This window comes from Thermoanaerobaculia bacterium (assembly GCA_035717485.1).
GTDB lineage: Bacteria > Acidobacteriota > Thermoanaerobaculia > UBA5066 > DATFVB01 > DATFVB01.
In genome coordinates this window covers 1-9,881 of record DASTIQ010000098.1, presented here as the reverse complement: position 1 = coordinate 9,881, position 9,881 = coordinate 1, and the positions used below count along the sequence as shown (strand labels likewise).

The window sequence follows — 9,881 nt, the reverse complement described above, 5'->3', positions numbered from 1 at the left end:
AATGAGCCGCCCCGCCGTCCGCCAGGTCGTCGCGGTTGACCGACGTGACGACGGCATGCGCGAGCCGGAGTTCCGCGACCGCCTCGGCGACCCGCGCGGGCTCCTCGGGATCGACCGCGCCGGGCTTCCCCTTGCCCACGGCGCAGAAGCCGCAGTGCCGGGTGCAGACGTCCCCGAGCAGCATGAACGTCGCCGTCCGCTCGCGCGCCCAGCACTCGTGGATGTTCGGGCAGCGCGCCTCCTCGCAGACGGTCACGAGGCGCAGACGGCGCATCATCCCGTTGACTTCCTCGAATTCGCCGTTCGTGGTGAGCCGGACCTTCAGCCACTCCGGGCGCGCGAGGCGGGAAGCCCGGGGGCTGCCGTCGAAAGCGGGCAGGGTAGGAACGACGCTCACCGGTGGAGTATAGCGGCTCGGTTTCCGATTTCGACTTCCGGGCGCGGCGCCGGCCTAGGAATTCCTCAGGTAGAACGACAGCGTTTCGAGCTGGATCTTCAGGTCCACGTTCTTGACGAACGCGCTCTCCGGCGCCTTGAGGCGCACCGGGGCGAAGTTGAGGATCGCGCGCACGCCGCCGGCGACGAGCGTCTCGGTCGTCTTCTGCGCGACCTCCGCCGGTACCGCGATCACGGCGATATCGATCGGTTCGCGCGCGAGGAAGGCGGGAATCCCGGCGGCGTCGAGGATGGGAATGCCGGCGTGGATCGACGTGCCGACCTTGGCCGGATCGATGTCGAAGAGGGCGACGACCCGGAACCCGCCGGAGTTGAATCCGCCGTATCCCGCGAGCGCCTGGCCGAGGTTTCCCGCGCCGCAGAGGATCACCCGCTTCTCGGCGTCGATGCCGAGGAGCGCTTCGATGTGCCGCCGCAGGTTCGAGACGTCGTAGCCGACGCCGCGGATCCCGAAGTCGCCGAACATGGCGAGGTCCTTCCGGATCTGCGCGGAATTCAGGTGGAAGCGGCGCGCGAAATCGTGCGAGGAGACCGTCCGGACGGCGTCGGATTCGAGCTGCTGGAGGCCGCGCAGGTAGACGGAGAGCCGGCGCGCCGTGACCTCGGAGACGACCTCGTTTCCCGCCGGGGCTCTCCGGCTCATGGACCCAGGTGAGGGACCGCGCGCGACGCCGCCTGCGCGATCTGCCAGAGCCGGCCCGGGAAGAGGCCGACGGCGAGGACGCCGAGTCCGCAGAGGAGCAGCGCGAGGCGGGACTCGGGGGCGAGCGGCGGCGGCCCCTCGGGTTCCACCGGCTCGCGCATGTAGAGCACGTACACGACCCGCAGGTAGTATCCGAGCGACACGAGGCTGTTGATCACGCCGACGAGGGCGAGCCAGAGCAGATCTTTCTCGATCGCCGACTTGAAGACGAAGAACTTTCCGATGAATCCCGCCGTCGCCGGGATGCCGCCGAGCGAGATCATGCACAGGGCCAGCACGCCGGCGGCGAGCGGCGCGCGGGTCCCCATCCCCGCGAGCAGCCCCACGGGATGGGCCTTCGACTCGTCGCGGTACAGCGCGGCGACGGCGGCGAACGCGCCGACGTTCGTGAGGGCGTAGGCGAACAGATAGACGAGCGCGGCCGCGAACGCGTCGCGCCCGAAGACGGCGAGGGTGATCGCGACGTATCCCATGTGCGCGATTCCGGAGTACGCGAGCAGCCTCTTGATGTCGCGCTGGGCGAGAGCGACGAGGTTCCCGATCACCATCGAGAGGACGGCGACGGCCGCGAGTCCCGCCCGCAATCGGCTCGACGGGAGTCCGTCGAACACGCCGCCGAGGACGCGGAAGAGGACGACGAGAGCGGCGCCTTTCGGCGCCACGGAGAGGAAGGCGACGGCCGGCGTCGGCATCCCCGCGTAGACGTCGGGCGCCCAGGCATGGAACGGGGCGAGGGCGACCTTGAAGGCGAAGCCGGACATCAGGAACACCAGCCCCGCCAGGAGGAGCGGGTCGGCCGCGACGCGTGCGTCCGCGAATCCGGCGATCGCCGTCGTGCCCGTCTTCCCGAAGACGAACGCGATTCCGAAGAGCGTGAAGGACGACGCGAACGCCCCGGTCAGGAAGTACTTCAGCCCCGCCTCCGACGAGGCCTCCGAACGCTTGAAGTACGCGGCGAGGATGTAGAAGCAGAGCGAGAACGTCTCGAGCCCCAGGAAGATCACGAGCAGGTCGAGGCCCCGCGCCATGAGAGACAGTCCGACGGCGCCCCAGAGGAGGAGCGGGTAGAACTCTCCGTCCGACGCGACGAGCCCCCCCTGCACGGCCCTCTCCAGGTACGGCCGCGCCACGAGCAGGGTCAGGACCGCCGCGAGGCCCAGGAACAGGCCGAAGACGTGGGCGAAGATCGATCCGTCGAGCGTCCCGCCGAACGCGCGCGCGGCGGGAATCCGCTCGAGGAGGACCATGTAGCCGCCGGCGGCGAGGATCGAGATCGCCCCGAAGGCGCGCCGGGTCGCCGGCAGGAACGCCTCCATCAGGAGCAGCAGGCATCCCGCCCCCGCGAGCACCGCCTCGGGGAGCGCGGCGCGCGCGTCGAGCGTCACGGCGGCCGAGATCACCGGAGCGCCTCGAGCGGGGCGGCCGACTTCGCGCGCACGAACGCGAGGAGCGTGTCGACCGAGCCGTGGATCTTGTCGAGGAAGAGATTCGGCGCGACGCCGATCGCGACCATCGCGAGGACGAGGGCCGCGCAGACGAGGAATTCCGACGTCCGGATGTCGGGAAGGGTCCGGTTCTCCTCGTGGACGAGGGGCGTCCAGAAAACACGCTGCACGAGGGTGAGGAGATACACCGCGGAGAGGATCATTCCGCTCGTCGCGACGATCGCCCACCACCGCGGCACTCCGGGGGCGTTGAACGTGCCGGTCAGGATCAGGAACTCGCCGACGAACCCGTTCAGTCCGGGAAGCCCGATCGACGACAGCGTGGCGATCAGGAAGAGCGTGGCCGTGACGGGCACGATCTTCGCGATTCCGCCGTACGCCGCGATCTCGCGGGTGTGCCGACGCTCGTAGAGGACGCCGACGAGGAGGAAGAGCGCGCCGGTCGAGAGTCCGTGGTTGACGCTCTGGAGCACCGCGCCGGAGGTCGACGTCGACGTCAGCGCCGCGATCCCGAGCATCACGAGCCCGAGGTGCGCGACCGAGGAGTACGCGACGAGGCGCTTCATGTCCTTCTGCGCGTACGCGACCATCGAGCCGTAGACGATCCCGATGAGCGCGAGCCCGGCGAGCCACGGCGCGAACCGCGTGGCCGCCTGCGGGAAGAAGGGGAGCGCGAACCGAAGGTAGCCGTACACGCCGAGCTTCAGCAGGACGCCCGCGAGGATGATCGAGCCGGCCGTCGGCGCCTCCGTGTGCGCGTCGGGCAGCCACGTGTGGAGGGGGAAGATCGGCACCTTCACGAGGAACGCGGCCGCGAACGCGAAGAACAGGATCGTCTGCGTCGCGATGGGGAAGGTCATCGGATAGAGATGCTCGAGCGAGAAGGACCAGTCTCCGGTGGCCCGGTGGTACTGGACGGCCATGTAGAGGATCGCGAGGAACATCAGGAGCGATCCCGCCATCGTGAAGAGGAAGAACTTCACGGCGGCGTAGATCTTCCGTTTCCCTCCCCAGATCCCGATGATGAAGTACATCGGGACGAGCATCACTTCCCAGAAGACGTAGAAGAGCGCGAGGTCGAGCGCCGCGAGCGAGCCGAGCATTCCCGTCTCGAGGAGGAGGAACGCCGCCGTGAAGCCCCGCACGTTCTGCTTCACGTGCGAGAGCGAGAAGATCAGGGCGACGGGGGTCAGGAACGTCGTCAGCAGGACGAGGAGGAGCGAGATCCCGTCGATTCCGACCGTGTAGGTGATCCCGAGCGGCGGGATCCACGGGACGCTCTCGCCGAACTGGAAGGCGGCGATCGCGGGGTCGTACCGCCAGAGCCCGACGGAGAGGACGAAGACCGCGAGGGAGACGACGACGCCCGCCGTCTTCGCTTCCGTCGCCGCGCGCGCCGGAAAGAGGAGCAGGAGCGCGGCGCCCGCCGCCGGAAGGAAGATCAGCCAGGAGAGCAGGTGCGGGACGGCGATCATCGCGGCGCCCATCCGAGGTAGGCCAGGAGGGCCACGATCCCGAGGAGGAACGTGAGCGCGTAGTTCCGGACGTTTCCGGTGGTGAAGAAGCGGAGGAGGTCCCCCGCGAGCTCGACCAGGAAGGAGCCCGCGTTGACGAGTCCGTCGATGATCAGCGTGTCGACCACCTTCCAGAACATCCGGGAGAGCGCGCGGAACGGGCGGTAGATCACCGCCTCGTAGAGCTCGTCGACATAGAACTTGTTCTCGACGACGCGGTGGACGCCCGGGAAGGCGCGCACGAACCGCTCCGGGACCGTCCCCGCGCGCTCGCCCGAGTAGAACGTCCGCGCGACGACCCACCCCACGAGAGCGACCGCGACGGACGCCGCGATCAGCGCGATCTCGGTTCCGCAGCCGAGCTCGCCGATCAAGGCGCCGGCGGCGATCGGCGGGACGATCGGGGAGAGGAACCGGTGGAAGAGATTCGCCCGCTCGCCGAGGAAGGCCGGGAGCCCGACGAACCCGCCGACGGTCGAGAGGATGGCGAGGATCACGAGCGGCCCGGTCATGGTCGCCGGAGACTCGTGGAGATGATGCTTCTCCTCCTCGGTCCCCCGGAAGGTCCCGAAGAACGTCAGATACACCACGCGGAACATGTAGAAGGAGGTGAGTCCGGCCGCCACGAAGCCGACCGCCCACAGCGCCGGGCTCTTCGCGAAGACCGCGCCGAGGATCTCGTCCTTCGAGAAGAAGCCGGCCCAGACCGGAATGCCCGCGATCGCGAGCGTGGCCGCGAGGAACGTCCAGTACGTCACCGGGAGCGCGCGGCGGAGCCCGCCCATCCGGCGCATGTCCTGCTCCCCGCCCATCGCGTGGATGACCGACCCCGAGCCGAGGAAGAGGAGCGCCTTGAAGAACGCGTGCGTCATCACGTGGAACATCCCGGCGACGAACGCGCCGACGCCGCACGCGAGGAACATGTAGCCGAGCTGGGAGATCGTCGAGTAGGCGAGCACCTTCTTGATGTCGGTCTGGGCGGTTCCGATGATCGCGGCGAAGAGCGCGGTCGCGCCCCCGACGATCGCGACGACGGCCATGGCGGTCGGCGAGAGGCGGAAGAAGACGTTCGCGCGCGCCACGACGTAGACGCCCGCCGTGACCATCGTCGCGGCGTGGATGAGCGCCGAGACCGGCGTCGGGCCGGCCATGGCGTCGGGGAGCCAGACGTACAGCGGGAGCTGCGCGCTCTTCCCGCAGGCGCCGATGAAGAGGCAGAGCGCGATCGCGGTCATCGCGGGAGCGAACCGCTCCGGCGCGGCCGCGGCCGCCGGGAAGATCCGGTCGAACTCGAGCGAGCCGAAGAGGCCGAGGACGAGGAACAAACCGATCAGGAACCCGAAGTCGCCGACGCGGTTGGCGACGAACGCCTTCCGTCCCGCGCGGGCGGAGGACTCCTTCTGGTAGTCGAAGGCGATCAGGAGGTAGGAACAGAGCCCCACGCCTTCCCAGCCGACGAAAAGGATGAGGAAGTTCGACCCGAGAACGAGCGTCAGCATCGCGAACATGAAGAGGTTCAGATAGCTGAAATACCGCCAGTAGCCCTCGTCGTGGTGCATGTACCCGACGGAGTAGACGTGGATCAGGAAACCGACGAACGTGACGAACGAGAGCATCAGCGCCGAGAGCGGGTCGAGGCGCATCGCGAAATCGACGGAGACGTTCCCGGCGCGGATCCAGGAGCCGTAACGCTCGAGGATCGGCGCGGCGTGGCCCGCGAACGCGTCGGCGGCGAACGGCACGAGCCGGACCCAGGCGAGCACGGTCGTCGCCGCGACGGACCCGACGCCGCAGACGGTGACGAACGTCTTTCCGAGCTTCCGCCCGAGCAGGCCGCACAGCAGGAAGCCGAGGAACGGCAGGAGCGGGAGGACGAACAGAGGGATCACGCGCTCACCACTTCAGCAGGTTCGTCTTGTTCACGTCGATCGTCTCGTGGTGCCGGAAGACGGCGACGAAGATCGCGAGGCCGACGGCGGCCTCCGCCGCGGCGACGACGATCGCGAAGAAGACGACCGTCTGCCCGGCGTAGCCGCCGACCTTCTCCCCGAACCCGACGATCGCGAGATTCGCCGCGTTCAGCATCAGCTCGATCGAGAGGAAGATCGTGATCGCGTTGCGCCGGAGGAGCGCCCCGCAGAGGCCGAGCGAAAAGAGCGCGACCGAGACGACGAGGACGTCGAGCAGCGGGACGCTCACGGGGCGGCGCTCCCGGACCGTTCGCGCCGCATGAGGATGTACGCCCCGGTGAGGGAAGCGAGGAGCAGGACGGAGACGGCCTCGAAGGGAAGCGCGGCGTGCGAGAAGAGAGCCTGCGCGAGCGGCTCGATCGCGCCGGTCGCGGGCGGCTGTCCGGAAGTCCCGGCGGTCTCTCCGCTGCGCCGGACCATCGCGAGGAGCATTCCCGCGAACGCCACGATCGCGACGAGGGCGAAGAACCGCTGGAACGGGCGCCGGTCCGCGGCCGCCTCTTCCGTCGGCAGGTTCAGGAGCATCGTCACGAAGAGGAAGAGGACGAGAATCGCGCCGGCGTAGACGATCACCTGGATCGCCGCGAGGAACGGGGCGGAGAGGAGGACGAATCCGACCGCGAGCGCGAAGAACGTGACGACGATCGCCAGGAGGCTCTTGATCGGATTGCGGTGGACGACCATCACGCCCGCGAAGACGACCGCGATCGCGCCGGCGAGGTCGAAGATCAGCCGCGACGCGTTCACAGGATTCCCGTCCGCACGAGGAGCGCGACCCAGACCAGGTTCGCGAACGCGAGCGGAAGCATGACTTTCCACCCGAGCCGCATCAGCTGGTCGTACCGGAACCGGGGGAGGGTCCACCGCACCCAGATGAAGACCCCCAGGAAGAACGCCGTCTTGGCGGCGAAGACCGCGACGGAAACGAGGCCGCCGACGAGCCCCGTCGGGTGGAAGAAGGGGAGCGACCATCCGCCGAAGTACATGGTGACGATGAACGCGGATCCGACCGTCATCGCGATGTACTCGGCCATGAAGAACGCGCCGAACTTGAAGGCGGAATATTCGGTGTGGTACCCGCCGACGAGTTCCGCGTCGGCCTCGGCGAGGTCGAACGGGACGCGGTTGGTCTCGGCGAAGGCGGCGATCGTGAAGACGACGAAACCGAAGAACTGGGGGACGACGTTCCAGCGAAGGAACGAACCGCGCTGCGCCTCGACGACCCGCGTGAGCCGGAGCGACGAGGAGGAGAGGAAAACGCCGGCCGCCGCCGTCGTCATCGCGAGCTCGTAGGAAATGACCTGGGCGGCCGATCGGAAGCCTCCCATGAGGGAGTACTTGTTGTTCGAGGACCATCCCGCGAGCACGATCCCGTAGACGGAGAGCCCGGTCATCGCGAAGATGAAGAGCGCGCCGATCGGCACGTCCGCGCCGACGAGGGGGACGCTCCTCCCCGCGACCGGGATCGTCGGGCCGTAGGGGATGACGGCGAACCCCACGAGCGCCGAGAACATCACGATCCAGGGCGCCAGCGTGTAGAGGAACACGTCCGCGTTGTCCGGGGTGATGTCCTCCTTGAAGAAGAACTTGAAGGCGTCCGCCAGGGGCTGGCCGAGTCCGAAGGCGCGCCATCCGAAGAACCCGACGCGGTTCGGGCCGGGACGGTCCTGGATGAGGCCCGCGCCGCGGCGCTCCGCCCAGGTGAGGACGGGGACGGCCATCGCGGCCCCGAGGACCGGGATGAGCGGCCGGAGGACGACGATCGCCCAGTCCGCCGCGCTCACAATCCTCCCTCGGCGACGAAGAGTCCCTTCTTCATGGTCAGGCCGCCGTCGAGCACGTCTTCGTCGACGGCGTAGCCCGGGATCTCCTCCGCGAGCATCGGGAAGATCGACAGGGGATTCCACGACGGATCGCCGAAGCCGAGGGCGACCGCGAGGAGCAGCAGGATTTCCCAGTCCGCCTTGACGGGCGGTTTGGCGAGCATCGCGCGCTCGAACCGCTGCACCCGTCCGAACCGGTTCGTGAAGGTGCCGTCCTTCTCGGCGAGCGAGGTCGCCGGGAGCACGATGTCGGCCTCCCGCGTCAGGAGGTTCTCGGTCCGCGCGTGAACGACGAGGAGCTTCGCGCGCCGGAGCGCGGCGACGCGGTCCGGGTTCTCCGCGTCCTTCGACCAGGCCGCGTCGGCGACGTAGACGATCTCGGGGGTGAAGCTCCCGTCGTAGAGCGCCGCGAGGCCCTTCCCGCCGGCGCGGGGGCCCACGCCGACGTCGCGCGCGCCCTTCAGGTTCGGCGCGGCGACGCCCGAGCTCTCGATCCATCCGCTCTTCGACGGCATCCGGCGGACGCGGTCGGGGTCCGCCGCGACGTCGAGGTTCGGCACGCCGAGCGTGTCGCCGAAGAGCTTCCGGAGGAGCCAGTTCTCCTCGTTCGAAAGGAATCCCGAGCCGAGGGCGAGGATCGCCGACGGCCCCGCGCCTCCGGTCGTCTCCCGGATCGCGGACAGGATGCGCGCGATCGCGGCGTCCCAAGGAACGCTCTTCTCTTCGCCGCCCTCCCGGACCAGCGGGCGCCCGTAGTCGCGCTCGTTCAGGCTCTCGGCGAGGAACCGGCCGTGGTCGCAGAGCCAGTAGTCGTTGACGTCGGGATTGAGGCGCGGCATGTACCGGTAGACGATCCCGCCGCGCGATTCGATCGTGTTGTTGCAGCCGATGTCGCACCCGGGGCAGACGGAGGGCGTCTTCTTCAGGTACCAGACCCGCTGCCGGAAACGGAAGTCCTCGACCGTGAGCGCGCCGACCGGACAGACGTCGGCGGCGCAGGCGGACCAGTCGTTGTCGAGCTCCCGCCCCTCGTGGGTCCAGACGAGGGTCGAGCCGGCGCGGTCGAGGAACGTCAGCTCGCCCGTCTTCGCGATCTCCTGGGTGAACCGGATGCAGCGCGTGCAGAGGATGCAGCGCGTCATGTCGGCGATGACGTGCGGTCCGATCTTCGTGCGCGAGTATCCGTCGTACTGCTTCTTGCGTTCGTCGTAGCGGGACTGCTGGAAGCCGTACCCGAAGGAGTTGTCCTGGAGCTTGCACTCGCCGGCCTGGTCGCAGATCGGGCAGTCGAGCGGGTGGTTGATCAGCAGGAACTCCATCGTCGCCTTCTGCGCGTCCTTCGTCTTCGGAGAGCCGGTCTTGACGACCATCCCGTCCTTGATCGGCGTCGTGCAGGCGGCCTGGATCTTCGGCATCCCGTCGATCTCGACGAGGCACATGCGGCACTGGCCCACGACCGAGAAGCGCGGGTGATAGCAGAAGTGCGGGATCTCGATCCCGGCGAGCTTCGCCGCCTCGATCAGGTTCGTCCCGTCCGGCACCTCGACGGTGCGCGTTTCCCTGTCCTGGAACGTGATCTTCGGCATTCAGGCGGCCTCGGTTCGCGCGGCCATCCCGCCGCGGCTTTCGCGCGGCTTCACGCCACGACTTCCTCTCGGGTCCCGACCATGCACCGCTTGTGGGTGACGTGGTAGTCGTATTCCGCGCGGAACTTCGGAACGGTCGAGACCACGTGTCCCACCGCGGCGTCCGCGAAGACGCAGAGCGTCATCCCGTTGTTCATCTGCTTCGCCATGGGGAGCAGCAGCTCGACGTCTTCGGGGCGCCCTTCGCCTCCCTCGATCCGGCCCAGGACCTTCAGCAGCCACGGGCAACCCTCGCGGCACGGCGTGCACTGGCCGCACGACTCGTGCGCGAAGAACTTCGCGAGGTTCTTCGCGGCGCGAACGATGCAGGTGTCCTCGTTCATC

At 68.5% G+C, this 9,881-nt stretch carries 10 protein-coding genes; all 10 read right to left on the bottom strand.

Annotated features, from left to right (window positions below; translation table 11 throughout):
• Window positions 1-397 (bottom strand): lipoyl synthase (locus tag VFS34_05295; protein ID HET9793858.1); only part of this gene is annotated, 397 nt, incomplete at its 3' end.
• A gap of 54 nt (window positions 398-451) precedes the next feature.
• The gene (locus tag VFS34_05290) at window positions 452-1,099 is read right to left on the bottom strand and encodes a redox-sensing transcriptional repressor Rex (protein ID HET9793857.1); all 648 of its coding nucleotides are present in this window, start codon (window positions 1,097-1,099) and stop codon (window positions 452-454) included.
• Window positions 1,096-2,559: an NADH-quinone oxidoreductase subunit N gene (locus tag VFS34_05285; GenBank protein HET9793856.1), complete on the bottom strand. Its 1,464-nt coding sequence runs from the start codon at window positions 2,557-2,559 to the stop codon at window positions 1,096-1,098. Before VFS34_05285 ends, VFS34_05290 begins: the two co-directional genes overlap by 4 nt.
• Window positions 2,556-4,079 carry an NADH-quinone oxidoreductase subunit M gene (locus tag VFS34_05280; GenBank protein HET9793855.1) on the bottom strand — a complete coding sequence of 508 codons (1,524 nt, stop codon included), beginning with the start codon at window positions 4,077-4,079 and terminating at the stop codon, window positions 2,556-2,558. The genes VFS34_05285 and VFS34_05280 overlap by 4 nt, the downstream gene beginning before the upstream one ends.
• A complete protein-coding gene (gene nuoL, locus VFS34_05275) occupies window positions 4,076-6,007 on the bottom strand; it encodes an NADH-quinone oxidoreductase subunit L (GenBank protein HET9793854.1) in 1,932 nt (643 codons plus the stop codon). Before nuoL ends, VFS34_05280 begins: the two co-directional genes overlap by 4 nt.
• A gap of 4 nt (window positions 6,008-6,011) precedes the next feature.
• Complete coding sequence (nuoK, locus tag VFS34_05270) at window positions 6,012-6,317, bottom strand: NADH-quinone oxidoreductase subunit NuoK (protein HET9793853.1); 306 nt, start codon at window positions 6,315-6,317, stop codon at window positions 6,012-6,014.
• Window positions 6,314-6,835: an NADH-quinone oxidoreductase subunit J gene (locus VFS34_05265; GenBank protein ID HET9793852.1), complete on the bottom strand. Its 522-nt coding sequence runs from the start codon at window positions 6,833-6,835 to the stop codon at window positions 6,314-6,316. The genes nuoK and VFS34_05265 overlap by 4 nt, the downstream gene beginning before the upstream one ends.
• Entirely contained in the window at window positions 6,832-7,872 is a 1,041-nt protein-coding gene (gene nuoH / locus VFS34_05260) for an NADH-quinone oxidoreductase subunit NuoH (protein ID HET9793851.1), read from the bottom strand. The genes VFS34_05265 and nuoH overlap by 4 nt, the downstream gene beginning before the upstream one ends.
• Window positions 7,869-9,497 (bottom strand): 2Fe-2S iron-sulfur cluster-binding protein, encoded by a 1,629-nt coding sequence (locus VFS34_05255; GenBank protein HET9793850.1) that lies wholly within the window; start codon window positions 9,495-9,497, stop codon window positions 7,869-7,871. The genes nuoH and VFS34_05255 overlap by 4 nt, the downstream gene beginning before the upstream one ends.
• A 50-nt stretch (window positions 9,498-9,547) precedes the next feature.
• On the bottom strand, window positions 9,548-9,881 hold a 334-nt coding region (locus VFS34_05250), incomplete at its 5' end, for an NADH-ubiquinone oxidoreductase-F iron-sulfur binding region domain-containing protein (protein ID HET9793849.1).